This window comes from Grimontia sp. THUN1695, assembly GCF_059704325.2.
Genome location: NZ_AP046577.1, coordinates 536,359 through 562,386, shown reverse-complemented (window position 1 = coordinate 562,386; position 26,028 = coordinate 536,359). Strand labels below are relative to the sequence as shown.

Sequence of the window (26,028 nt, the reverse complement as noted above, 5' to 3'; positions counted from 1 at the left end):
TAAGTCATTTCACCTGCCTTATTGATGAATTCAATTCATGCGTGGGTTCACAACCTTTCATTGGATTGAGAGATTAATCGCATCTATGATTGCGCTAAATCGCCACTTTAAATGCAACTGACTGAATACCATGCTGTTATCGACCTTGTACATTGTTGGAATTACCGCTGAAGCCATGACAGGTGCGCTGGCCGCTGGCCGTCGAAATATGGACTGGTTTGGTGTGATGCTGGTCTCTGCCTGCACAGCGATCGGGGGCGGCACCGTGCGTGATATTTTGCTCGGTCACTACCCGCTGGGCTGGGTGGCAAACCCACATTATCTGGTGATTGTCTGTGTTGCCGGCATTCTGACAACATGGATGGCATCATGGGTTGCCCGTCACCACCGGCTTTTCGTCCGGCTCGATTCTCTTGGCCTGATTGCTTTCAGTATTATCGGTTGCCGCGTGGGCATGGATATGGGACTGTCACCGTTGATTTGTATGGTGTCTGCATTGGTGACCGGTATTTTTGGCGGTCTGTTGCGTGACTTGCTGTGTGCACGCCAGCCTATGGTGTTACACAAAGAGCTGTATGCGTCGGTGGCATTTTTTGCCGGTGCCATGTACTGGGCGCTGATGACTTACGGCAGCCAGTTTGGCATCGATGAAAATACTGCGACCCTGTCTACGCTGGTAACAGGCTTTGTCTTTCGCATGTCTGCGGTGAAGTTTGGCTGGTGCCTGCCGGTGTTTAGTTTTGAAGCGGAAGAACAAAGCGTCTTGGGAAAAGAAGGTCCTAGGTCCTAGGTCCTGGGTCCTGGGTCCTGGGTCCTGGGTCCTGGGAAACGATAGTACAGAAAAGAGAAAAAAAGGGGCTGGTGGCGCTAAACCATCAGCCCTTCTTCATGTCTTGGCCTTTGCTCGTCCTAGGATCCAGTACTACGAAGCTCTTAAATCTTCGGCGTGGTGGTCTGCACCCCTGCGTTTTGGGCTCGGTGGCGCAGCAGGTGATCCATCAGCACAATGGCGACCATGGCTTCAGCAATCGGCACGGCGCGGATACCCACACAGGGGTCATGGCGACCACGGGTCACCACGTCAACCGTTTCGCCATCAACATTGATGGTCTCGCCCGGCACCGTAATGCTTGAGGTTGGTTTCAGGGCAAGGTGTGCAACGATATCCTGACCAGAAGAAATACCGCCAAGGATGCCACCGGCATGGTTAGATTTGAAACCTTCCGGCGTCAGTTCATCACGGTGCTCGCTGCCGCGTTGGTTGACCACGTCAAAACCATCACCAATTTCCACACCTTTCACCGCGTTGATCCCCATCAGGGCATAGGCAATGTCCGCATCCAGACGATCAAAAACCGGTTCTCCCAACCCGACAGGTACATTGCTTGCCACGACTGTCAATTTGGCACCAATCGAATCACCGTCTTTTTTCAGGGTACGGATCAGTGCATCCAGCGCGTCCAGCTTGGTTTCATCTGGGCAAAAGAACGGGTTTTGTTCGACCTGATCCCAATCAACCTTGTCGATGGTGACATCCCCCATCTGCGAGAGGTAGCAGCGGACTTCGATACCAAATTCTTGCTTGAGATATTTCTTGGCGATGGCGCCGGCGGCCACGCGCATGGCCGTTTCACGCGCAGATGAGCGGCCACCGCCACGGTAATCACGATGTCCATATTTCTGGTGGTAGGTGTAATCGGCATGGCCCGGGCGGAAACGGTCCGCGATTTTGGAGTAATCCTGCGAGCGCTGATCGGTGTTTTCAATGATAAGGCCAATCGACGTGCCAGTGGTTTTACCCTCAAACACGCCAGAAAGGAATTTCACCTGATCCGGTTCGCGGCGTTGTGTGGTGTATTTTGAGGTGCCCGGACGACGACGATCCAGATCGACCTGTAAATCGGCTTCTGAAATGTCCAGCCCCGGCGGGCAGCCGTCTACGATACAGCCTAACGCCAATCCATGACTTTCACCAAAGGTGGTGACCCGAAAAACCTGACCTATTGAATTGCCTGCCATTACTTCCTCTGTTTCATCCCGGCTGACGCTGAACAGCCGCTCTAGCATGCACTTAATGAAACATAACCGGGATTGAGAAGCAAAAGCTTTTTTATTGTCCCGACAGAAACACCCGCGAATACTGGGCTGGTTTCAACAAATAAAGCAAAAATAGCTCTCCAAATACAAAAAAGGCCGAAATCCATGATTTCAGCCTTTTCTCTGGGTTAAATACCGGGTTTAGTCTTTATAGATAGAAAATTCACCGGAAACGCTGACCAAATCCTGATAGGTCATCATAAACACGCCGTGGCCGCCATTCTCAAACTCCAGCCAGGTCAATGGCAACTCAGGGTATTGTTCCTGCACATGCACCATGGAGTTGCCGACTTCACAAATCAGGATCCCCTGCTCTGTCAGGTAATCCGGAGCATTGGCAATAATGCGGCGCATCAGCTTCAGGCCATCCCTGCCGGCTGCCAGACCCAGTTCCGGTTCGTGGCGGAACTCATCCGGCAGCGCGTTCATGTCTTCTTCATCCACGTAAGGCGGGTTAGAGACAATCAGGTCATATTTGTCTTTAGGCAGATCGCGGAACAGGTCTGAGCGGATAGGGAAAACCTGCTGTTCAAGGCCATGTTCCTGCACGTTCATTTCAGCCACTTCCAGCGCATCGCTGGAAATGTCGACCAGATCCACTTCAGCGTCCGGGAAGGCATAGGCACAGGCAATACCGATGCAGCCACTGCCGGTACACAAATCCATAATGCGTGTTGGTTCAACTTCCAGCATAGGTCGGAACTGGTTCTGGATCAGCTCACCGATTGGCGAACGTGGCACCAGCACCCGCTCATCCACATAAAACTCCAGACCACAGAAATAGGCTTTGTTGGTCAGGTATGCCACAGGTGTGCGCTCATTAATGCGGCGCACCACCCGCTCAACAATGCGCAGGCGCTCGCTGGTGGTCAGGCGCGCATGTTGTGTTTCCGCAGGCACATCAATGGGCAGATATAACGTTGGCAGCACCAGTTGTACGGCTTCGTCCCATGCGTTATCCGTACCGTGACCGTAATAAATGCCCGATGCGTTAAAACAGCTTACTGTCCAACGTAGCATGTCCTGCAACGTACGCAGTTCGTTGACGACTTCATCAACAATAATTCTATCCAAAATGGCCTCCAGTAGCCTCATCGCTCCGCAGTCGGGGCAATTCCAACAGGAAAGCAGACATTGTCCTTATTTTAAGTAAAATGCAGCTAACAGAATGTGGAATTGAGTTATGAGTAAGAAATCCCCGATCCCAGACGATGATGATTTTTCATTGTTCCGCGATGCGGTGAAAGGCGTTAAAAAACTGCAGCAGGATACCATAAACCCGCCAAGACGCCAGATAACAGAGCGGGCACGCAAAAAGCAGTCAGAGTCGGCAGCCCGCGATCACGCCTTTTATTTCTCTGACGAGTTTGAACCACTGCTGAAAGAGGACGGACCCACTCAGTATGCGCGCACGGGTGTCTCGAAGTACGAAGTGAAAAGGCTACGCCGTGGTGTGTATGTGCCGGATATGTTTTTGGATTTACATGGCATGACACAACTGGAAGCCAAACGTGAACTGGGCGCTTTGATAGCAGCCTGCATCAAAGAAGGTATTAGCTGTGCCTGCGTGATGCACGGTATTGGTAAGCATATCCTGAAACAGAAAACGCCACTGTGGCTGGCCCAACACCCGGATGTGCTGGCTTTCCATCAAGCACCACTGGAATTTGGCGGCGACGGTGCCTTGCTGGTATTAATTAATATCCCGGAGAAATAACCGGAGTGGTGAAGAGACAGAACAAACGCTAAACAGGGCGTTTTTTCTGTTTAAAACTGAATGCATTTCCTGTCTGTCAGGACGCACATCCCATCAGCTGTGACGGGCTTTTCATCCAAAGCACTTCGCTCTTTCCTGTTGCGGCATCATAGTCAATGCAGGAGACCGAGGATGTCGGAAACATCGGCGGTTGCATATCCGCGTCAAATTCTGCGGTGAGGTAGCCAACCAACGGTAGATGTGACACCACCAGAATCGAAGAGGGAGCGTCCACCGACACGAGGGCACGAAGATAGGAAGCCACGTGTTCGCTGTCACCATATGGCGTGATGCCATCTTCTGTCAGTACCCGTTTTGCCGGTGGCAGCACGTTTTCACATGCCTGCCAGGTCTGCTGAGCGCGCAGGTATGGGCTAACCAGCACCAAATCCAGTTTTCCGTCTGGCAATGCCTGCGCTAACCAGCGCGCTATATCGACAGATTGCAATTCACCGCGTTCAGTCAGAGGGCGGTCTTCATCACTGCCGGCAAAAGTGTGCGCTTCACCGTGGCGCATAATATAAATTCGCATATCACAACAGCTGATTTTGATTATTCTTGGATATGCTACCAGTCAAGTCTCCGTTCTGGAACGACAGACCGCACAGATGTTTGCCTCAATTTACTTAGGTGGTCATAATTAAGACCTTGCTACTACTTGCCACTGGGGTCTGTTAACCTTCGGTGGTCAACAGATCCTACGCATAAAGGTGCCTTGTGCAAATCAGTCCCAACGATCATCGTAGCTACCGACTCATCACTCTGGCGAACAAACTGAGAGTCCTTTTGGTAGAAGACGCACAGGCGCCCCGCAGTGCTGCCGCACTGACCGTGAATGTCGGCCACTTCAACGATCCCGAAGAGCGGGAAGGTCTTGCGCATTTCCTTGAACATATGCTGTTTCTGGGGACGGAAAAATATCCGGTTGTCGGTGAGTTTCAATCCTTTATCAGCAGGCACGGGGGCCACAACAACGCCTGGACCGGTACTGAGAACACCACGTTTTTCTTTGACATCCAGTCATCACATTTCGAAGAAGCACTGGACAGATTTGGCCAATTTTTCTCAGCTCCCCTGTTCAACGCAGAAGCCGTAGATAAAGAGCGTAACGCAGTGGATTCAGAATATCGCCTGAAGCTTCAGGATGATGTCCGCCGCATTTATCAGGTTCAAAAAGAGACCATCAACCCAGCACACCCTTTCTCTAAATTTTCCGTCGGCAGCCTCGATACGCTGGCTGACCGTGATGGGAGCCTGATCCGTGATGAATTAATTTCTTTCTATAACGCCAATTACAGTGCGAACCTGATGAACGCCGCCATTACCGGCCCGTTTACGCTGGATCAATTGCAAACACTCGCCGAACAGGTGTTTAGCGCGATACCTAATCATGACCTAGCCCCTTTTGTCCCTGATGTCCCCTTTGTCGATAAAGCGCAGACACAGCATTTTGTCAGCATTGAGCCGCTAAAAGATGTACGCAAACTGACATTGGCATTTTCCCTGCCAGCGACCGACGAACATTACAAAATCAAACCCCTTTCCTATATTGCCCACTTGTTGGGGTATGAGGGGGCTGGCAGCGTAATGTCGCTGTTGAAAAATAAGGGGCTTATCAACAACCTCTCCGCTGGTGGTGGGATTAGCGGTTCAAATTTCCGCGAATTTACTGTCAGTGTCAGCCTGACCGAAGTGGGTCTCGGTAAGATTGACGATATCGTCACCTACATCTTTCAGGCGATACACCTTATCCGCGAACACGGGATGGATGAATGGCGCTATGCGGAAAAACGCGCAGTGCAGGAAATGGCATTCCGCTATCAGGAACCTTCACGTCCTATCGATACCGTGAGTCACCTGGTGCTCAATATGCAGCACTATCAGGATGATGATGTGTTGTACGGCGATTACATGATGGAAGGTTATGACGAGACGCTGATCCGCCAGATGCTGGGGTATCTGACACCAGAGAACCTCCGCCTGACCCTGATTGCCAAAGGCGGCAAACATGACCGTACCGCAAACTGGTATGATACGCCGTACAGTGTCATACCCTTTACCCCGTCCCAGCTTGAAAAATGGCGGGCTCCCCATATCTCCCCGACCCTGGCACTGCCAGAGCCAAATCCCTTCATCAGTTACGAACTTGATCCGGCAGCGCTGGAAGCCCCTGATCAGACCTTACCGGAAATGGTCCAGGAGTTACCAGGGTTCAGGCTCTGGCACCTCCAAGATACCGAGTTTCGGGTACCCAAAGGGGTCGTTTACGTTGCGATAGACAGCCCGCATGCAGTGGAATCGATCGAGAATCTTGTAAAAACACGTGTCAGCGTCGAAATGTTGATGGAGTCCATCAACGAGACCGCTTACCCCGCAGAGGTTGCAGGACTCAACTACAACCTATACGCCCACCAGGGGGGGGTAACGTTAACGCTCAGTGGCTTTAACGAAAAACTGCCGCTACTGATGGATTTGGTGCTGGAGAAATTTGCCAACCGCGAATTCAAACCGGAACGTTTCGATGTCATAAAAACCCAGTTGCTCCGAGGCTGGAAAAACGCCACTCACAATAAGCCGATTAACCGCTTGTACAACGCCATGACGGGGATTTTACAACCTAATAATCCGCCGTATGAAGCCCTGATTGAAGCCTTGGAACCGCTACAGGTCTCTGAGCTACCAGATTTTGTTCACCGCGTGATGTCTGAACTGCACGTTGAGATGTTCGTTTACGGCAACTGGCAAAAGCACCAAACCCTGGCACTGGGAAAAACCATCAAAGATGCTCTGCACGTCCATGACCAGCGTTATCAGGAGTCCATTCGCCCTCTGGTGCTGCTCAAAGGTGCGGGTAGTGCGTCGTATCACTTAACGTGCGACAGTCAGGATTCCGCAGTGCTGATTTACTACCAGAGCCATGGTACTGCGCCGAAGGATGTGGCCCTGTTTACGTTTGCGCAACACTTAATGTCAGCCATTTTCTTTAATGAGCTTCGCACCAAACAGCAACTGGGTTATATGGTCGGCTCCGGAAATATGCCACTTAACCGCCACCCCGGGCTGATTTTCTATGTGCAGTCCCCGTTGGCAGGGCCAACCAAATTGATGGAAGCCATTGATGATTTTCTCAATGCGTTCTTTCTGGTATTGCTGGAGCTGAATGAATCTCAGTGGCAGGCCAGCAAGCAGGGCCTGATAGCCCAGATCGAAGAGCCTGACGCCAACCTACGCGCCCGGGCACAGCGTTTGTGGGTCAGCATCAGTAACAAAGACAGTGAATTCACCCAACGGCAGCAAGTAGCGGCAGCAATCCGCAACATGGCGCGGGCTGATATGGTGAAATTTGTCGTGGAGCAACTAAAGCCGAGAACCTCTGATCGCTTGGTCATGCACAGTTGTGGCAGTGCTCACCCCAACCAGTGTGGCCCAGAGGGACTGAAAGAGATCACGTCCATTACCGCCTTTCGCCGCAACCGCCTTGAACGAATCAGCTGAGTAGAACCTGTCGGTCCCCATTGCCGCTTTCAGGAAAAAGCATAAAAAATCCCCAGATTATATGTCTGGGGATCGTTTTTTCGGGCGTAAGCGTTATCGCTGGTGGAATGTTTCTCCTTCCCCTGCCATAACCTTGAGCCGATCACATGGCGCGAAACGCTCGCCATATTTGGCTTCATGCTGTGCCAGCATCTCCACCAAGCGTGGGATGCCGATATGATCCATATAACGGAAAGGTCCACCCAGGAATGGCGGGAAACCAATGCCAAAGACCGCACCAATATCACCATCACGCGCAGACTTCACCACCCCTTCGTCCAGACATCGTGCCGCCTCATTCAGCATCATCAGCACACAACGAAGTGCCAGCTCATGGGAAGACAACTGGCTTTTCAGCTCTACACCCAGCAGGGTATAAACACGCTTGTCCACTTCCTTCTTCTTGCCATTGTAAACAAAGAATCCTTTACCACTCTTACGCCCTTTGCGGCCATCGTTGAGCATCACATCGAATACATTCGGCGCACGGAAACGCTCACCCAATTCATTAAGCAGGATTGGGCTGATTTTGGCACCGATATCAATACCAACTTCATCCAACAGCGTCACAGGGCCCACCGGAAAACCAAAATCCAGCAGGGCATTGTCGATATGCTCAACCGATTCACCGGAAACCAAGGTCATCGCAGCTTCGTTCATGTAAGGCGCAAGAATACGGTTCACGTAAAAGCCAGCTTTGTCGGCCACCACGATCGGGGTTTTTCCCTGTTTCTTGGCAAGCTTCACCACAGTTGCAACCGTTTCTTCTGATGTATCTGCATGGGGGATCACCTCCACCAGCGGCATTTTGTCTACCGGTGAGAAATAGTGCAGACCCACAATGTTTTCAGGGCGTTTCGCCCCTTGTGCGATTTGATGGATAGGCAGCGAAGATGTATTGGTGGCAAAGACCGTACCTTCACCCAGATTCGCTTCCACTTCCGCCACCATTTGGTGTTTGAGTTTCAGATCTTCAAACACCGCTTCAATGACCACATTGTTACGGCTCATACCGGAATAGTCTGTGGTGCCACTGATGCGTTCCATCTGCTTTTGCATTTCCGCTTTGGAGATAATGCGGCGTTTACGCTTCTTATCCAGCAAGTTGTAGCTGTAGGCCAGCGCATTGAGAATGCCATCATTACTGACATCTTTGACTCGCACGGGAATATCCGCTTTCGTCGCTGTCACATTGGCAATCCCCGCCCCCATCAGACCGCCACCCAGTACTGTCACACCTGTCACCGTGCGCGGCTCAGCATCTGCGCCGGTTTCTTTCTTCATTGCCGTAGTGGCGAAGAAAATGCTGCGAAGGGCGGCAGACTCGGGCGACATCACCAGCTCACCGAAGCGCTTGGCCTCCAGCGCCAGCCCTTTCTCAATGCCTTTGTCCAAGCCGTACTTGATAACATCAAGAATGGCTTCGGTGGCCGGGTAATTGCCACGGGTTTTCTCCCGGGTTTTCTTGGCTGCCTGATCAAACACCACGGAACGACCCAGCGCGTTACCGCCCATCGCCCATTCCTGCCATGAGCTTTTACGTTTAGGCTTGCTTTTCAACGCCAGCTCTTCAGCGACACGAAGCAAAACAGACGGCGGCACAATATCGTCGACGACTCCCATTTTCTTCGCTTTCTTGGCTCGGAGCTGTTTGCCGGTCAGGATCATATCAAGCGCACCTGCCACACCAATCAAGCGAGGCAGACGCTGTGTTCCGCCAGAGCCGGGCAGCAGGCCTAACTGCACTTCCGGCAACCCGAGACGGGTTTTGTCATCGTCAGTTGCCACCCGGCTGTGGCATGCCAATGCAAGCTCAAGGCCACCGCCCAGACAAGGACCATGAATCGCAGCCACAACATGGAAAGGCAGCTTTTCAATCCGGGAAAACAGCTTCTGGCCCTGTTCGGCAATGGCCTGTGCATCTTCGGCTGTCATACAGGCATCCAGCATACGGACATCTGCGCCAGCGACAAAGTTATCCGGCTTGGCGGAGTAAAGCACCAGACCTTTAATGTCACCCTTGTTTTCAAGTTCACTCAGAATGGCACTGACTTCATCAACGAACGTTGCTTGCAGCGTGTTCATGCTTTCGCCGGGTACATCAATACTCAGCCAGGCCACACCGTCGTTACCATAGCGCAGCGAAAACGCACCGTTTGTTGGGGTTGTTTGTTCCGTCATTATTCCACCTCCAAAATCATCGCTGCGCCCAGGCCACCCGCTGCACAGGCAGTATTCAATGCCAGACCACCGCCACGGCGGCGAAGCTCATTCAGAGTCTGGGTGATCATGCGCGCACCGGTTGCAGCAAAAGGGTGACCATAGGCAATCGACCCACCCAGCACATTGAACTTGTCCATATCGATGTCACCAATCGGCTGGCTGCGACCCAGTTTCTGTTCGGCAAAGGTTTTTGACGCGAACATTTTGACGTTTGCCAATGTCTGCGCCGCAAACGCTTCATGCATATCAATCAGGGTGAGATCAGACAGCGAAATACCGGCGCGATCCAATGCAATGGGAGTGGCGTAAGATGGCCCCATCAACATGTCGTGCTCAACCTGAATGGCGGAAAACGCGTAAGAACGGATGTAACCCAGCGGGGTTAAACCCAGTTCTTTTGCCCGACCTTCACGCATCAGCATAACAGCAGCAGCACCATCGGTCAGTGGCGTACTGTTTGCTGCAGTCACTGAACCATGTTTACGGTCAAACGCCGGGCGCAGTTTCGCATAACCTTCGATGGTCGAATCTTCACGGACGTTGTTGTCTTTATCAATCCACTGGCGATACGGTTCCGGGAATGCCGTCATCACTTCATCACGGACCAGCCCATCTGCCCAAGCTTTCGCTGCCAGTGAGTGTGAGCGGTGCGCCAGCGCATCTTGCTCCTCACGGGTGATGCCATGGCTTTTCGCCATCTGCTCAGCGGTTTGCCCCATGCTGAGACCGGTTGAATATTCCGCCACAGCGGGTGGCACCGGTGCCAAGTCTTTGAGAGAAAGTTTGCTAAGGAGTTTTAAGCGTTTACTCATCGTCTTGGCTTTGCTAAGTGCCAACAACGTTGCAGCCATTTTCTTTGACACACCGATAGGCAGCACAGAAGAAGAGTCTGCCCCACCGGCTATCCCAATATCCACCGCACCGGCCATGATGCTTTCAGTAACATTGACCACAGACTGAAAGCTGGTTGCACACGCGCGGCTAACGCTGTAGGCATCCGTATGAACATTCATGCCGGTGCCTAATACAATCTCTCGGGCAATATTAGGCGCCTCTGGCATTTGGACAACCTGTCCAAACACCAGTTGGTCGATAAGTTTAGGATCAATGTCGGTGCGATTTAGCATTTCGCTAACAACCATCTTGCCAAGATCAACAGCCGGTACACCGGCATAAGCGGTCGATTGTCGTGCAAACGGGGTACGTAATCCCGCCACCACAGCGATACGTTCACCCTGACGCGTTGTCAGGTTCTGGGGAGAGTTCATTGCCGCTCCTTGCAATAATTAGAGGTCAGACCACAAAGAGTGTAACTAATTTGTTGCCAAATTAAAACGTGCGTTTTAATTAATTCCGATTAACAAACATGGATCGTAGCGACATTTTTGGAAATAAGGGCTCGATGAAAGATGCACTTTGCGGGCGGACAACTGAGAGTAAAAAGCAAAAAAAAACCACACTCAATGAGTGTGGTAACGTATGTGGAAAGCAATCACGTGTTAAATCAATTAACGTAAAGCCAATTGCAAATCAGGTCATCGACCTGAGGAGAAAGTAAAGTCAGCCTTCAAAAAGGAAGTTTGTCATCTTGCTCAACACGATGCCATGAAACAAGTTCGGTAAACCAACGAAGCCTGTAACACGTCACCAGATGACAACGACTACTATACCGATACCTCAACAAGTGATGTTGAAGCAGATCAATTTTTTGTTTGATTACCCACGATCTTTGAATGAGTTATCAAAATAATGAATAGAAATACGCTGCAATAAGGCATCACTAAACAACCATGCGCATAAATTTACTTTTTACACAGGACTCAATATCGAGAAAAAAACTCATCAGTAATCCTTATTTGCCATTTTGTTTTGTAAAACTACAGACACTCGTAGCCAGATGGTAAATATTGGCCGGATGGCATACGATCTGAACCCTGCATCTTCAGGGGGGTTGGGTATAATTATTACTATATGACTTTGCACTTTTTTCAGTACCATCGTCACCCAGAGCTGGCGTCAGCGCCTAAGCCAATAGAATTAGGACGATAAAATGGTTTTACATTTTTTTGAAAATAAAAAGTCCGAGTCCCGGGTCTCTAGTGATATGGAAAAACAGAGACGATACGAAGCGCTCGTGAGAGCCTGGCACAGGGATCTCTATCGTTACGCCTATTGGTTGACGAAAGACCAACATGTGGCGGAAGATTTGGTGCAGGAAACCTGCCTACGTGCATGGCGCTCGCTTGATAGCCTTCAGGATGACAATGCCGCTAAAGCCTGGCTGATTACGATTCTTCGGCGGGAAAACGCACGTCGGTTTGAGCGTAAACAACTTGAATTGGTCGATATTGACGACCATCAGGTTGCCGACAATGCTCGCCCCAGTGAAGAGGCATCGATAGAACAGCAGTGGCTTCATAAACAGATCTTGCGTTTGGCCCCCGAATATCGTGAGCCATTGGTATTACAAGTTGTCGCTGGATTCAGCGGTGAAGAAATCGCAGAAATTCTGGATCTCAATAAAAATACCGTCATGACACGCTTATTCAGGGCAAGAAACCAATTGAAAGAGTCTATGGACAATCAAACACCAAGTCAGAGAGGTGCGCTAAATGGATGAACTCGAATTCCGTCGCCGCATTCTGGCCGATCCCCAAGACAAAGACCCAGAATTGTTATCAGCAAGATCCGCCTCACCTGCCAATCAAAAGCTGGCTTCGGAATTGGATCAACTGGATGCATTGCTCGATCAAACTCTTCGCGTTGAAGTACCGGATGATCTGGTTGATAAGGTGTTGTTCAAACAAAGCGGTGATGTCACAAGAGAAGCTCGTCAGCCTCGTTTTCACTTGGCTATTGCTGCTTCTGTGGCTTTTGCATTTGGCATCATGCTGGGTCAGTTTAACTGGCAAGCACTGCCTGTCTCACCGGGGCAAACTAATTTGGGACAAATTGCGTTAACACATTATTACCATGAAGAAAGCTTCATTAATGGTGTATATGAAGGGGCAAATCTCACACAAGTGAATGCCAAGCTTGCACCACTCGGTCAGTCTTTCAATGGTCAATTACCTGGGAAAGTCTCTTACATCAATCACTGCAGTTTTGCCAATAATCATGCCGTTCACATGGTGCTCAAAGATGATAACGGTGAAAATTTCACCGTCTTCGTTGTGCCTCAACAATCCCCGGCGATAGAAAGCTACAGCGATGGCAACATGGAGGCAATATCCATGCCTGCTGCGAATAACAGCAGTGTGATTGTAGTAGGCAAAGAAGGCTCAGACATTATGCCTGTCGCCAAGCAGCTCCAATTACACCTGAACCAAAAAGCCTGATACAAATAATTACAATTAGAGGAGAGCAAGTTGCTCTCCTTTCTTTTTTCTAAATAACAGACACCTACGCACTGCCACTCCAGTTACAATACGCCATCCTATAACTGGTCAGATTTCCAATCCAGCACCTTCACAATAGAATCCGCGCAGCTTTTTTATAAGCACAAAAACTAAAAAAACTAGAAATATCAATGGATTAATTCATACAATGAATAAGAAGCGTCTGTTTATTCTTTCAGCAGTAGCCATGGCTGTTGCGGCGAGCTCCTCGTCAGCACTGGCTGCTGGCTTCCAACTCAATGGTCAATCTGCCACCGGCCTTGGCCGGGCGTTTGCCGGTGATGCCGTGATTGCCGATAACGCATCTGTAATGGCACGTAACCCAGCAGCAATGGCACTGTTTGATTCCCCTGAACTCTCTTTGGGCGTCATTGCCATCGACACCGATGTGGTTGTTAAAGACACAACTTACACAACTCCTTTGGGAAACTCTGCGCTCAATGAAGAGCAAATCGGGGACATCTCGTATGTGCCAAACCTCTTCTATGTCCACCCTATCAACGATAAATTCTCAGTCGGTGCTGGCATTTACTCCAACTTTGGTACTAAGACTGAATTTGGCAACACATACGCTGCCAATGAATTCGGCGGCCTGACAGATCTGAAAACCGTTAATGTCGGTTTGAGTGGTGCCTACCGTATTAACGACCAATTCAGTATTGGTGCAGGTATCGACTTCATCACAGGCTCAGGCAAATTAAAACGTTCGGGCTTAAACATGGGTAGTGCGCTTTTGAACGTTGATGCAGAAGGTGAAGGTTTCGGCTGGAACGCAGGTATCGTTTATGAGCTGAATGATAACAATCGTTTTGGCCTTAGCTATCGTCACAGCCCAGATATCAAAGCAAGTGGCAACATGGTTTATATGGCGGGCTTGCAAGACATGAGCGGTGATCTGGTGATGCGCCTACCAGACATTGCCGAGTTCTCCGGTTTCCATCAGTTGAACAATAAATTTGCTGTTCATTACTCCGTGCAATGGATTGAATGGAAAACGTTTGACAAGTTGACAACCACCAACGGTACCGTGCTAAACGAATATCACTGGCAAGACGGTTGGCACTATTCTCTCGGTGGTACCTACACCGTTAACGAAGATTGGACACTGCGTGCGGGTTATATGTATGACACCAGTGCGCAAGATAGCAAAAAATCCATTTCAGTGCCTGATTCTGATCGCCAGTGGTTATCTGCAGGCCTGACCTATAACTGGAGCAAAAAAGCAAGTATCGATCTGGGCGTCACTTACCTGATGGGTGAAGATATTCAGGTAAAAGAGTCAAATGTCTTCACCAGCATCAGTGCAACCACTCGCGCAAATGCCTGGTTATACGGTATCCAGTACAGTTACAAGTTCTAATCTGATTTTATACCGAATGTAAGGGGAGCAACTGCTCCCCTTTTTGTTCGCTCAAATTTGAGTAAATTGCAAAATATCCACTGATAACAACGTATTTCAGCGTACATTAGTGCGCTTGATTGACAAGGAAAACAAACACGTGTTCGCCGAAACTCAGCGTACATCTGTTTCCATGCGATTTAAAATAGAATTTATAACTACAATAATCGAAATAAACAAAATATATACCCAAAAATAGACAAAACCTTCCATCAAAATTGCATATTGAAGTTCGGTCAGTACCCTGTACCGACCTATAAATTAAGTAAAAACTCTAATGAACAAGAACAAATTTCTACCGCTGGCGATTGCCGCAGCACTTGGCTCACTGTCTTCCACACCTATAATGGCTGCGGGCTTCCAGTTGGCAGAATACTCAGCAACCGGCCTAGGCCGTGCTTATGCCGGTGAAGCAGCAATGGCAGACAACGCATCAGCACAATTCCGCAACCCGGCGATGCTGGCTTATTTGGACGGCACACAGATTTCTACTGGAATGATCTATGTTGACCCAAATATTGATGTTGAAGGAACAACGACAAGCCTAACTGGAACCCAAACAGCGACATCCTCAGAAAATTTTGCTGACGCTGCGTTTATTCCAAACCTCTATCTGTCCCACCAGCTGAATGACAAGATTTACCTGGGGCTGGCGCTGAGCTCTAACTTTGGTATGAACACCAAGCTGGATGACAACTTTAAAGGCACCCAGTTTGGTAACGAAGCTTCTGTAACCACTGTCGAAATCAACCCCAATATCGCTTACAACATTAACGACCAGTTCTCAGTAGGTGTCGGAGTTCGTTATGTATTGGGTGAAGGCAGCATTGGTGCGAAAAGTTCTGGTGGTCAGGTAGCCCCCGCAGGAACTGCTCTCAAATATATGGAGGGTGATGACACAGCATGGGGTTGGCAGGCAGGTGCAGCCTGGCAAATTAATGACAGCAACCGGATTGGCTTTAACTACCGCTCAAACGTCGATCTAAAGCTGGATGGCTATGCGGCAGGTTTGGCATTTGGTTCAACATCGGCCCAGCTTCCAGGAAGCATGAAGCTTACGCTGCCTGCAACCGCTGAAATTGCAAGCTTCCACCAACTTACCGATAAAGTGGCTGTGCATGCCAGCATCAACTGGACCGATTGGAGTACTTTCGAAAAACTGGAAGCCAATATCCCGTCTCTTTCCCAACCCAACCAACTGGTTAAACAGGAAAACTGGGAAGATAACTACCGCTTTGCTATCGGCGCAACCTATCAACTGAATACCAAGACGCAATTGCGTTCAGGTGTAGCTTATGACACCTCCGCAGTGAATGATGTAAACCGTACCATTACGATTCCAGAAACAGATCGCCTTTGGTTAAGCCTGGGTGCAGGTTACAACTACTCTGATAACCTGACGCTGGATGCTGGCGTTACTTACATTTTTGCCAAAGATGCTGATGTGAAAGAACCGCGCAGAGGTATCAGCTCAGATCTGGGCTCTGTACTGTTCGGCGGTGCTTTTGAAGGCCAAACATCTGGCAATGTCTGGCTGGCAGGTGTACAGGCAACTTATCGCTTCTAAGCTTTCTGTAAGCACAAAAATGCCACTTCTTTGAGTGGCATTCTTTGGTTAAACCCTGTCAATAATCATCAACTTCATCTAACAGATCATCGTTCAGGTATTGATCATCGAGCTCAATCTCATCAGAGACGCCGCCCCTCGCCTTAAACGCTTTATTCTGTAAATAGGCATCACGGGCAAAAGCATAAGGGTCCGGCGAGCTGTTTAACAAACTTTCCTGCTGCACCAATGCCGCCCTGTCCTCCATGCCTTCAAACAACCATTTGAGCACAGATTGTGGAAATGTTAACAATGACAAAGGGGGATACAAGCCATCAACGACATCGCCCGCCCCTTCCCGTAACGTGATGGGCCCATAGACTGGGAACATAAAGTAAGGTCCCTGATCAATATCGTAGTATCCCATGGCATCCCCAAACTGGCGATCACCCAACTTCTGGATATTTGCAGCAGAGGCGATATCAATAAGGCCACCAAGACCAAAGACAGTGTTTAGCCAGAAGCGGTTGAAATGAGTAAGTGCAGCCTCCCCATCCAACATTACGATACTGTTGACCATACTGGCTGGCTCTTCAAGGTTACCTAAAAAGTTGGAAATACCAGTTCGGGTCCAGTCTGGCACATAATTGACGTAGGCCAGTGACACGGGCTTGGCAATGTAAGGATCAAGATAATCGTAGTTCACTGTCCACATTACGCGGTTAAAACCCTCAAAAGGATCACTGGGATGAGAGACATCAAACGTCTCATTCGTTTCTGCATCAGCGTGAGACTCTGCGGGCGATTGGGCACAACCACTGACAAATACCAGCGCGCCAACTGCCAGGATAAGTTGTTTCCACATTGTTACTTTTTGCCCCTTAGGTAAAAAAGAGGCCGGTTTACACCAGCCCTTTATCATTCTTTTGATAGTATAAAACAGTTATGACTTTTGGTTAATCACTAACTGAGCACGACCACCCAGCTCAAATGGCGGGGTTTCCCCAAACCACTCGCCATCACGTGTCATAACATTCCCGTCGTTATCGATACGCGCTTTGACCATAACTTCTGGCAAAGAAGAAAGCAAACGTTCCGGGATCATACTGTCTGTATCTGTTAGCTCTACCTCAACCGGAAAACGGCTGAGTGGCAGGCGTTTGGCTGCAACTGGCATTGGTGCACCATCTGCAGAGTGAACAGAAACAATCAATACGCCTTCACTTGGTAGTTGGACTTGCTCATCTAGCGAAATAGTCACAGTCACAGATCCTCCCTTGCCAATACCCATTTGTGCTTCAGCACGCTGGATACTGCGTTCCAGCATGGAGATCCGCGGATCATCAGCAGGCAGTAACTGTTTCATGGTCGACCAAGCACCAATCGCTTCGTCGTAGGCGCCACGTTCGAACGCATCAAACGCCAGTAGTGAAAACGCCTGAAGGTTACTGTGATCCTGTTTGATCACCTCACGCAGCAAATTACGCGCAACACTACCGCTTTGTTCATCACCAGACAATATCAATGACTGGGCGTAGCCGACCTTAACATCGCTATCGTCAGGCATCAGGTTGTATGCTTTCGCCATCGCCCCTTCCGCCGTTTGTATGTCACGGTTTGCCAGGCCAATACGGCCGAGCAGCAACCACCCCATTGCGTCATCTGGGGTTTGCTGGAGCCTGGTACGTAACGACAACGTCAGATCGGCCATTTCCTGATCGGTCATTGGCTCATCGGATTCCGACATCAAACGCTTAGAAAGCTCAGGCAAACGTGATGCCGTCTCTTGCCAGGACACCACTTCGCGATAGTTACCCATGGTGCTATAAAGGCCATAGCTCATGACAATCAAGATAAGGATACCCGGCACCAGCACTATCAGGGGCACTTTATGTTGCGAGGCGTTTTTTTCGCTGACAGGAATATCATCAAGTAAGGACTGTTTCAATTCCAGCGCCAGTTCGCTTTGGTTTTCTACCAGCCCTTCTTCCGCCTCTTCACTCAGTTCGGCCATACGATCACGGAAAAACGCCTTGTTCAGCTCGTCACGGCTTGCTGTTTCATCCTGATCTTTGCCGCGATAAATAGGCCACACAAACAGGCCAACAGAGACAAGTATCATTAAGGCGGTAATTAGCCAGAACCACATTTCAGTCATCCGTTGTTATCCTTATTATTGTTTTGCGCAGTACCTTCATTGAGCAGAGCATCCAGACGCGCCAACTCCTCACGGCCAAGTTCTGCTTTGGTTGTTTTTGCCTTGGGTTTTCGGCTACGCATGACCAGAACAGTAAAACCTACGATCACAAACAGGGCGGGCCCCGCCCACAAAATAAATGTAGAGGCCGTCAACGGCGGATTGTAGGTCACAAAGTTACCGTAACGCGCCACCATGTAATCAACAATTTCGTCTTCGTTTTTTCCCTGTTTGAGCATTTCATACACCTTCAGGCGAAGGTCTTGTGCTAACCCGGAGTTGGAATCCGCAATGTTGTTATTCTGACACTTGGGGCAACGCAACTCTTTGCCGAGTTTTTTAAACGTTTCTTCTTGTTCCGGTGTGTCAAACTCATAGATTTCGATCGCCGCAGACACGGAAAATGCCGATCCCACAGCCAGCAGGATTGCCAATAAAAACCGTTTCATCAGCCTTTTGCCTCCGCTACCAGCGCTTCATACATAGGACGTAGGGTATCGTTCCAGTTACGCTCATTCACGTCACCCACATGACGGTAACGGATAATCCCGTCAGCATCGATAAGGAACGTTTCCGGTGCGCCATACACCCCCAAATCCAGTCCCAATAGGCCATCACCATCGAATAAGCTGACGAGATATGGATTCCCCAGACTGTTCAACCAGCCAATCGCTTTCACACGTTCATCTTTGTAGTTAAGGCCAATGATTTTCACGCCTTCAGCAGCCAGCTTATTCAGGTAGGTATGTTCGGCATAGCACGTCGGACACCAGGTTGCCCATACATTCAGCAACAAAGGCTCACCACGGAAAATGCCCTGATCATAAAGCTTACCGGCCTCAGCCAAATCTTCGAGACGAAACTCTGGCACAGGTTTACCCACCAGAACAGATTCAAGCTTGGTTGGGTCATCACCTTCTGCGTTTTTCCCCAACTGCACAAAGAAGACCGCCACCAACACCATAAACAGTGCAAACGGAATAAAGAGTAAAGGTTTCTTCACCTTTAAGCCTCCTTGACCAGCTCGGCAGACACTGCCGATTTAGCCTTTTGACGAAAACGATAGCGCTTGTCTGACATCGCAAGCAGACCACCTATGGACATCACCAGTGCACCTAGCCATATCCAGCGGACAAACGGTTTGTAATAAATACGCACCGCCCATGAACCATCATCCAAGCGCTCTCCCATTGCCACATACAGATCGCGTGTGACACCACGGTCAATCGCCGCCTCAGTCATCATGGAACGCTGCACATTGTAGAAGCGTTTTTCAGCATGCAATGTGTTCACACGTCTGCCATTTCGGTAGATATCGAAATCAGCAATATAACCATCAAAGTTAGGACCATCTTTGTCACGCAGACCTGCAAAATGGAACTCATGGCCCTGAAGTACGATACGATCACCCGGCGCCATTTTTACATCACGTTCAATATCGTAATTTTGCACCATAGCAATACCGAGAACAGTGATCGCCAGACCAACATGCCCAAGCACCATCGCCCAATGACTGCGGCCCAGTTTCCCCAGACCCGTTACCAGATCGTGACGGTGGGTGGCACGCTGGTAAACTTCAACGGCTGACAAAATGACCACCCAAAGCCCCATCACTGCACCTAACGCAGCCAGTGGCATAAAGACATCGGCGAAGACCGCAACCAGTGCAACGCCCAGCACGACAGACACAATGCCGCCGAAGATAAGCTCTTTCTTCACATTCTTCAGGTTGTCACGTTTCCAGCGAATCAGTGGGCCGATACCCAGCAGGAAAACAAAAGGAACAGACAACCAAGTGAACAAGAGATTGAAGAAAGGTTCACCGATAGACACTGAGCCCAGCCCAAGCTGTTTATGCACCAGCGGCAACAACGTCCCTAACAGAACAACCACTAATGCAGCCACCAACAAAATGTTGTTTGCCAGCAGCGCGTTTTCACGGGAAACCAACTCAAAATTACCGCGCACGCGGACGTCTGAAGCACGCAAGGCGTAAAGCAACAACGAACCGCCGATAACGATAACCAGAAATGCCAGAATAAACAGGCCACGGGTAGGATCAGACGCAAATGCATGTACCGACACCAGTACGCCGGAACGAACCAGGAATGTCCCCAACAGACTGAGCGAGAACGCCGAAATAGCCAACAGAACAGTCCATGCTTTGAAAGTACCTCGTTTTTCCGTGACTGCCAGCGAGTGCATCAGCGCAGTACCGGCAAGCCATGGCATGAATGAGGCATTCTCTACCGGATCCCAGAACCACCAGCCACCCCAGCCAAGCTCATAGTAAGCCCACCATGAACCCAGTGCGATGCCCAGCGTCAGAAATACCCAAGCTGCTGTCGTCCAAGGACGGGACCAACGCGCCCAGGCAGTATCCAAACGGCCCGCCATCAGAGACGCAATCGCGAAGGCGAAGGCGACTGAGAAACCCACATATCCCATATAGAGCATTGGCGGGTGAACGATAAGACCTGGGTCTTGCAACAACGGATTGAGGTCACGGCCATCCACCGGGAAGTAAGGCAGGGTACGCTCAAACGGGTTAGAGGTCAGGATGATAAACAGCAGGAAGCCGACACCTATCATTCCCATGATCGCCAGCACTCGGGAGACAGACTCCAGCGGCATACCACGGCTGAACACAGCCACCGCAACCGTCCATCCTGCCTGGATAAGCACCCACAGTAACAATGAACCTTCGTGCGCACCCCATACCGCGGTGAGGCGGTAGTACCAAGGCAAAGCACTGTTTGAGTTACTTGCCACGTAAGTGACAGTAAAATCATTGGCGTAAAACGCCCAGCTCAGAGCGAAAAAAGACATCAGCAGCATCAGGAACATGCCGATGGCAAGTGGACGCGCAGAACGCATCATTGACTGATTTCCAATATGAGCCCCCCAGAGAGGATAAATGCTCAGCAAGATGGAAAACCCGAGAGAGACAATGAGGGCAAAATGCCCTAATTCTGCAATCATTAGTAGCTACCCTGTTTTTGCTGCTCGGTGTAATCAAGCGGCGTGTGAGCCTTGTCCATCGCTTCTGCGATTTCTGGTGGCATGTATTCTTCATCATGTTTTGCCAGCACTTCATTCGCAAACACGGTACGCTCATCAACCAACACGCCCTGTGCAACAATACCCTGCCCTTCGCGGAAAAGATCCGGAAGAATGCCTTCAAATTCCACCGTGACTTCCGGGCCAATATCGGCCACACGGAAACTCACTTTCAGAGACTGGGGATCACGTTGAACAGAACCGTTCACCACCATACCACCGATACGCAGGCGTTGACCAACTTCAGGTTTAGTACCATCCGGCTTACCATTAACCAGTTCTGTTGGCGTGTAGAACAAATCCATGTTCTGGTTCAGTGCATACAATACCAAACCTATCGTAGCGCCAACACCAAACACCAGGGCAAGCGCCAACCCCAGTCGTTTCTTGCGTCTCGGGTTCATAACGTGTTCTCCATTTTTTGGGCATTCTTAATACGTTGCTCTCTGGCAACTTTGTTCTTAATGTCTTTAAAAAGTTTCTTGCGGGTGACATGTGTTGCCAAAGCAACCCACGCCATCGCGACAAACGTAATAGCAAAGGAGCTCCAGACATAAGCGCCGTACCCCCCCATTGCCAGAAATGCAGAGAAGGAATCGAAATGCATCGCTTATCCCCTTTCAACCAGCTCGCGAACCCAAGGACGGTGCGCTTCGCGTTGTAGAATTTTATTTTTCAATGCCATCAGGGTCACAACACCAAAGAAAAATGCAAAACCAAAAATGTTCAGCAGTAGTGGCCACAACATGTCTGTTGCAATCGAAGGCTTAGCAAACTTGGTGATTGTCGCGCCCTGATGCAGTGTGTTCCACCACTCCACCGAAAAATGGATGATAGGCAGGTTAATCACACCCACAATAGCCAGAATACCAGCCGCCCGACTGGCTGTACGATCGTCATCAAAGGCATTGTAAAGTGCAATCACGCCCAGATAGAGGAAAAGCAGGATCAGTTCAGAGGTCAGGCGTGCATCCCACACCCACCAGGCCCCCCACATGGGTTTACCCCACACTGCGCCGGTCACCAATGCGATAAAGGTGAACACAGCGCCCACAGGAGCCATCGCCGCTGCGGCCCAGTCTGATGTTTTAATTTGCCAGACCAAACCAATAAGGGCAGCAATAGCCATCGACATATACGCCCCCATCGACCAAATTGCCGCAGGAACATGAATATAGATGATTCGGAAGCTGTCACCTTGTTGGTAGTCTGACGGTGCAAATGCCAGTCCCCAGACAGTACCGGTGATCAGAGATAGCGCAGCTAAAACCGTAAACCACGGCAACAGCGTGTTACACAGTTGATAGGTTGCCTCAGGCTTAGCATATGGATGAAGCCATTTCCACATTGCAATTTCGCTCTCAGTTAAATATGTAATAGTTATTGAATACTCACGCGCAGAGCAGCGGAAACCGCAAACGGCGAGAGTGTTGCTGAACCAACCAACATCGCCCCTAAAATAGCGAGTTGACCGTTGATTGGAAATCCATTTGCGGCCATATCAATCGCGGATGTCGCAAAAATAAGCACAGGAATAAACAGCGGTAAAACAAGCAGGCTGAGCAGTGCACCACCCTTTCGGAGCCCGACTGTCAGTGCAACACCGATAGCACCAAGAAAACTCAATGTCGGTGTTCCGATAAGCAAGGTCAAAACCACAGCTTTGTATGCAGACCAATCTAATGAAAGTAATACCGCCAAAAGCGGGCTTATAATCAATAATGGCAAGCCTGTAAGCATCCAGTGCGCCAGAATTTTGGCAAACACCAGCACCGATAAAGGCTCAGGCATCAATAACATTTGCTCCAACGAGCCATCAATAAAATCATCGCGAAACAGGCGGTCTAAAGACAAGACTGCCGCCAACAGCGCTGCCACCCAGATAATGCCCGGGGCGATTTCTGCCAATAGATTCGGCCCAGGCCCCACGCCAAGCGGGAACAGGGTGATCACAATAATGAAGAACCACAAAGGGTTCAACATGTCAGACTGGCGCCGAAACGCGACAAGCAGCTCACGCCTGATCATGTACAACATCGCTGACCCCATTACGCCCCCAACCTGATCCGGCGCAACATCGGGTTGCCGTCAAACATATCCTGGTGGGTAGTAAACAACACCATTCCCCCGGCATTTACATGTGCTTCAAAAAGCGCTTCTAACACTTTCACGCCCTGCTTATCAATCGCGGTCAATGGTTCATCGAGCACCCAGAGTTTGGATTTACTGATCCAAAGCCTTGCCAACGCCACCCGGCGATTTTGCCCCGCTGAAAGCTGCGCAGCAGGAACATCTTCGCGTCCGGCAAGGCCCACACGGGCCAGAGCATCCCAAAGCACACTTTCATTGGTATCACCGTGCATACGCTGGTAAAACGCCAAGTTTTCAAAAGCGGTCATTTCACGCTTAACACCCGTACTGTGGCCCAGAAAAAGTAAGTTTCCGTAAAACTCTTCACGCACCCGGCTGACAGGTTTCCCCTGCCAAAGTACATCTCCCGACTCCGCCAAACCCAAACCGGCAATAATGCGTAAAAGCGTGGTTTTTCCTGCGCCATTAGGCCCTTCAATCTGAACAAGATCACCCGGTGATAACGTAAAGCTAAGATCTTCAAACAACATCCGTTCATCGCGAATGCAGCTTAGCTGGCGCACTTCCAACATGAGAAATAGGCTTTCCCGATAAAGTAATGAAAAATTTGCCCGATAATATCATAGAGGCGTTAAAAATCGTTAACCGACTGGTCTCGCTAATGACAATAAAGTAATCAGATCCTACTCTCAGGGCATGGTCGAGTATATGCCCTAAGCGTTACCAAATGTGAGCAAACATGAAAATAGACAATATCAGCCACATCAATGCATTAGCTCAGGCCCCCCTTCGCAATATCCCCCTGAAAAACCGGTTGGCATCAGGACAAAGCCCTACCCTGGATGCAATACAGCAAAACAACAAAGCACTGCAACAGTCACAATTATCGCAATTACTTGGTTTGCTGAACCTTTTTCCCCTAATCAAACGCACTGAACTGGAACAATCACCCTATGCGACGTTAATGGCCACACTGTTAAAACAGATGATGATGCCTTCAGACCCCAAACTGGCCGCAACCTGGCTAGCCAGAAAAGCACCTGACAAAGCATTGCTTGAGGCGCTAAAGCGACTTGATACGTCCCCCCCGGACACCGAAAGTAACGGCAAGCTCAAAGCAATGTTGATGTTGTTGGCAGAACAACGTGTCAATGAACAAACCAAACCCGGCGATCACCATTGGCTCTTTCCTTTTCGGGATAACCTTCTGTCACCGTTACATATTCAGGTAGAAAAGAAGACCTATAAAAAGCGTAAAAAGTTGCGCTGGTGCGTAACCGTAAACCTGACATTGTCGAAAAGCCGCCACCTGACAGCTACCGCTGAGCTGGAAGGCAATGCTCTGGCACTCTCTTTTTCAACAGATTCAGAAGGCTTATGCCATCAACTCGAACAGGCGGTACCTTTGTTGGAAGAAAAACTTCGCCAGCACCATGTGGTGCTGGCGTGCTGCGACATCAGCCCATTGGATGAAAGTACGGCAGAAACTGTGTCATCAGGAGTGGATATTCAAGTATGAAAAAGCCCAAAAGTGCCATTGCCTTAAAATATGATGGTATCAATACGCCCAAGGTCTCCGCCAAAGGTTATGACCAACTGGCTGAAAGACTGATTGAGGAAATGGAGAAAAACGGAGGATTGATCCACAGTGACGAAGCATTAATGAACTGGCTGTCAGCCTTGGAAGTGGGCGATGAAATTCCAGAGCAGCTTTACCTGGTGATTGCGGAGCTCATTGCGTTTGCCTGGTACCTGGACGGCAAAACCCCGCCCGGATGGGAGGGGTTTGTGGTAAACAAAACGGTATAATATCTACCTTGTTGCCCGCTGTTTCCTGATGCTGAGCAGAAGTTCAGCTTCTGCTTTGGGCAAATCACACTCTTCCATCAACTCGCGAAGATCTGCGCCCAGCTCCACCATTTTACTGGCCCGGCTATAAAGCCGACCATCCTGGTCATGCATTTCCATCTCGTTTTGCTTTTCGAGCAACTCGTCGAACCGCTGTGCAAGTTCTGCGAGTTTCTGGCTCATGCCAATAGAACCTGCGCGCAGTTCATTAAACTGCTTAGACAGACTTTCATGTTGCTGGCGGGCATTCTTGTACAGCAGCTCCATAGCCTGAAATTTCGCCTCCAGATTCTGGCGCGCTGCCTTTTCCCTACGAAGCAACAACAAAGAAGCAACTGCAACACTGAGTGAAATCCCCAGTGGTAACCAATACTGCACAATGTCGGGCATTACAGCATGGCCATCTCTGACCACTCTTCATCAGAGAGCAGTTTGTTCAGGTCAACCAGGATCAACAAATGGCCATTTCGGTTGCTCACACCTTGAATAAACTTGGCGCTTTCATCTGTACCCACACTTGGCGTGGTATCAATTTCAGACGTTTTGAGGTATACCACCTCTGCCACACTGTCAACCATGATGCCGATCACCTGGGACTCCGCTTCGATGACAATCACACGGGTGTTGTCTGACACTTCACCTTGCATTAGACCGAATCGTGAACGGGTGTCAATCACTGTCACCACGTTACCACGAAGATTAATGATGCCCAGCACATAGTCTGGCGCACCCGGTACCGGTGCGATTTCGGTGTAGCGCAATACTTCCCGAACCTGCATGACATTAATGCCGTAGGTTTCGTCTTCCAGCTGGAAAGTCACCCACTGCAAGACCTCGTCATTCACGTTTTCTTTTTGAACTTCAGCTACCTGAGACATT

Annotated in this window: 26 protein-coding genes; 9 read left to right on the top strand and 17 right to left on the bottom strand. The window is 49.7% G+C overall.

The window, feature by feature from the left end:
- Positions 1-130 precede the first annotated feature (130 nt).
- Positions 131-790 (top strand): trimeric intracellular cation channel family protein, encoded by a 660-nt coding sequence (locus tag AC6IB1_RS06125; protein ID WP_497568251.1) that lies wholly within the window; start codon positions 131-133, stop codon positions 788-790.
- Between the two features lie 143 nt (positions 791-933).
- On the opposite strand, the gene aroC is transcribed toward AC6IB1_RS06125, so the two are convergent.
- On the bottom strand, positions 934-2,019 hold the full coding sequence (gene aroC / locus AC6IB1_RS06120; RefSeq protein WP_497568250.1) for a chorismate synthase: 1,086 nt from the start codon (positions 2,017-2,019) through the stop codon (positions 934-936).
- 219 nt (positions 2,020-2,238) lie between these two features.
- On the bottom strand, positions 2,239-3,171 hold the full coding sequence (gene prmB, locus AC6IB1_RS06115; protein ID WP_497568249.1) for a 50S ribosomal protein L3 N(5)-glutamine methyltransferase: 933 nt from the start codon (positions 3,169-3,171) through the stop codon (positions 2,239-2,241).
- 109 nt (positions 3,172-3,280) lie between these two features.
- On the opposite strand from prmB, the gene smrB reads away from it, so the two are divergent.
- Positions 3,281-3,814: an endonuclease SmrB gene (gene smrB / locus AC6IB1_RS06110; RefSeq protein ID WP_497568248.1), complete on the top strand. Its 534-nt coding sequence runs from the start codon at positions 3,281-3,283 to the stop codon at positions 3,812-3,814.
- 76 nt (positions 3,815-3,890) lie between these two features.
- On the opposite strand, the gene sixA is transcribed toward smrB, so the two are convergent.
- The gene (gene sixA / locus AC6IB1_RS06105) at positions 3,891-4,385 is read right to left on the bottom strand and encodes a phosphohistidine phosphatase SixA (protein WP_497568247.1); all 495 of its coding nucleotides are present in this window, start codon (positions 4,383-4,385) and stop codon (positions 3,891-3,893) included.
- Between the two features lie 185 nt (positions 4,386-4,570).
- Between sixA and AC6IB1_RS06100 the strand changes: the two genes are divergently transcribed.
- Positions 4,571-7,348: an insulinase family protein gene (locus AC6IB1_RS06100; protein ID WP_497568246.1), complete on the top strand. Its 2,778-nt coding sequence runs from the start codon at positions 4,571-4,573 to the stop codon at positions 7,346-7,348.
- A gap of 93 nt (positions 7,349-7,441) precedes the next feature.
- Here AC6IB1_RS06100 and fadJ read toward each other — a convergent pair whose 3' ends face one another.
- Positions 7,442-9,568, bottom strand: a complete 2,127-nt coding sequence (gene fadJ / locus AC6IB1_RS06095) for a fatty acid oxidation complex subunit alpha FadJ (protein WP_497568245.1) — start codon at positions 9,566-9,568, stop codon at positions 7,442-7,444.
- Positions 9,568-10,878 (bottom strand): acetyl-CoA C-acyltransferase FadI, encoded by a 1,311-nt coding sequence (gene fadI / locus AC6IB1_RS06090; protein ID WP_497568244.1) that lies wholly within the window; start codon positions 10,876-10,878, stop codon positions 9,568-9,570. Before fadI ends, fadJ begins: the two co-directional genes overlap by 1 nt.
- Before the next feature lie 782 nt (positions 10,879-11,660).
- Here fadI and AC6IB1_RS06085 point away from each other — a divergent pair.
- From AC6IB1_RS06085 to AC6IB1_RS06070, 4 genes are all read left to right on the top strand, one after another.
- The gene (locus AC6IB1_RS06085) at positions 11,661-12,230 is read left to right on the top strand and encodes a sigma-70 family RNA polymerase sigma factor (protein ID WP_497568243.1); all 570 of its coding nucleotides are present in this window, start codon (positions 11,661-11,663) and stop codon (positions 12,228-12,230) included.
- A complete protein-coding gene (locus AC6IB1_RS06080; protein ID WP_497568242.1) occupies positions 12,223-12,948 on the top strand; it encodes a DUF3379 family protein in 726 nt (241 codons plus the stop codon). The genes AC6IB1_RS06085 and AC6IB1_RS06080 overlap by 8 nt, the downstream gene beginning before the upstream one ends.
- A 208-nt stretch (positions 12,949-13,156) precedes the next feature.
- Entirely contained in the window at positions 13,157-14,368 is a 1,212-nt protein-coding gene (locus AC6IB1_RS06075; RefSeq protein ID WP_497568241.1) for a porin, read from the top strand.
- A 316-nt stretch (positions 14,369-14,684) separates the two neighbouring features.
- Positions 14,685-15,974, top strand: a complete 1,290-nt coding sequence (locus AC6IB1_RS06070; protein ID WP_497568240.1) for an outer membrane protein transport protein — start codon at positions 14,685-14,687, stop codon at positions 15,972-15,974.
- A gap of 58 nt (positions 15,975-16,032) precedes the next feature.
- Here AC6IB1_RS06070 and AC6IB1_RS06065 read toward each other — a convergent pair whose 3' ends face one another.
- From AC6IB1_RS06065 to ccmA, 10 genes are all read right to left on the bottom strand, one after another.
- Positions 16,033-16,818, bottom strand: a complete 786-nt coding sequence (locus AC6IB1_RS06065; RefSeq protein ID WP_497568239.1) for an MlaA family lipoprotein — start codon at positions 16,816-16,818, stop codon at positions 16,033-16,035.
- Positions 16,819-16,896: 78 nt separating this feature from the next.
- A complete protein-coding gene (ccmI, locus tag AC6IB1_RS06060) occupies positions 16,897-18,111 on the bottom strand; it encodes a c-type cytochrome biogenesis protein CcmI (protein WP_497568238.1) in 1,215 nt (404 codons plus the stop codon).
- A complete protein-coding gene (locus tag AC6IB1_RS06055; RefSeq protein ID WP_497568237.1) occupies positions 18,108-18,599 on the bottom strand; it encodes a cytochrome c-type biogenesis protein in 492 nt (163 codons plus the stop codon). Before AC6IB1_RS06055 ends, ccmI begins: the two co-directional genes overlap by 4 nt.
- On the bottom strand, positions 18,599-19,153 hold the full coding sequence (locus AC6IB1_RS06050; protein ID WP_497568236.1) for a DsbE family thiol:disulfide interchange protein: 555 nt from the start codon (positions 19,151-19,153) through the stop codon (positions 18,599-18,601). Before AC6IB1_RS06050 ends, AC6IB1_RS06055 begins: the two co-directional genes overlap by 1 nt.
- Before the next feature lie 2 nt (positions 19,154-19,155).
- On the bottom strand, positions 19,156-21,132 hold the full coding sequence (locus tag AC6IB1_RS06045) for a heme lyase CcmF/NrfE family subunit (protein WP_497568235.1): 1,977 nt from the start codon (positions 21,130-21,132) through the stop codon (positions 19,156-19,158).
- Positions 21,132-21,614 (bottom strand): cytochrome c maturation protein CcmE, encoded by a 483-nt coding sequence (ccmE, locus tag AC6IB1_RS06040; protein ID WP_005506622.1) that lies wholly within the window; start codon positions 21,612-21,614, stop codon positions 21,132-21,134. Before ccmE ends, AC6IB1_RS06045 begins: the two co-directional genes overlap by 1 nt.
- On the bottom strand, positions 21,611-21,817 hold the full coding sequence (gene ccmD, locus AC6IB1_RS06035) for a heme exporter protein CcmD (RefSeq protein WP_497568234.1): 207 nt from the start codon (positions 21,815-21,817) through the stop codon (positions 21,611-21,613). Before ccmD ends, ccmE begins: the two co-directional genes overlap by 4 nt.
- Positions 21,818-21,820: 3 nt before the next feature.
- On the bottom strand, positions 21,821-22,558 hold the full coding sequence (locus AC6IB1_RS06030) for a heme ABC transporter permease (RefSeq protein ID WP_497568233.1): 738 nt from the start codon (positions 22,556-22,558) through the stop codon (positions 21,821-21,823).
- 32 nt (positions 22,559-22,590) lie between these two features.
- Positions 22,591-23,247 (bottom strand): heme exporter protein CcmB, encoded by a 657-nt coding sequence (gene ccmB, locus AC6IB1_RS06025; RefSeq protein WP_497568232.1) that lies wholly within the window; start codon positions 23,245-23,247, stop codon positions 22,591-22,593.
- 11 nt (positions 23,248-23,258) lie between these two features.
- On the bottom strand, positions 23,259-23,873 hold the full coding sequence (gene ccmA, locus AC6IB1_RS06020) for a cytochrome c biogenesis heme-transporting ATPase CcmA (RefSeq protein ID WP_497568231.1): 615 nt from the start codon (positions 23,871-23,873) through the stop codon (positions 23,259-23,261).
- 167 nt (positions 23,874-24,040) lie between these two features.
- Here ccmA and AC6IB1_RS06015 point away from each other — a divergent pair, with 167 nt between their 5' ends.
- Positions 24,041-24,820 (top strand): flagellar hook-length control protein FliK, encoded by a 780-nt coding sequence (locus AC6IB1_RS06015; protein WP_497568230.1) that lies wholly within the window; start codon positions 24,041-24,043, stop codon positions 24,818-24,820.
- On the top strand, positions 24,817-25,110 hold the full coding sequence (locus AC6IB1_RS06010; protein WP_497568229.1) for an EscU/YscU/HrcU family type III secretion system export apparatus switch protein: 294 nt from the start codon (positions 24,817-24,819) through the stop codon (positions 25,108-25,110). The genes AC6IB1_RS06015 and AC6IB1_RS06010 overlap by 4 nt, the downstream gene beginning before the upstream one ends.
- A 3-nt stretch (positions 25,111-25,113) precedes the next feature.
- Here the strand turns inward: AC6IB1_RS06010 and AC6IB1_RS06005 are convergent, their stop codons facing one another.
- Complete coding sequence (locus AC6IB1_RS06005) at positions 25,114-25,539, bottom strand: DUF2802 domain-containing protein (protein WP_497568228.1); 426 nt, start codon at positions 25,537-25,539, stop codon at positions 25,114-25,116.
- The gene (locus tag AC6IB1_RS06000; protein ID WP_497568227.1) at positions 25,539-26,027 is read right to left on the bottom strand and encodes a chemotaxis protein CheW; all 489 of its coding nucleotides are present in this window, start codon (positions 26,025-26,027) and stop codon (positions 25,539-25,541) included. The genes AC6IB1_RS06005 and AC6IB1_RS06000 overlap by 1 nt, the downstream gene beginning before the upstream one ends.
- Between the last annotated feature and the right edge of the window lies 1 nt (position 26,028).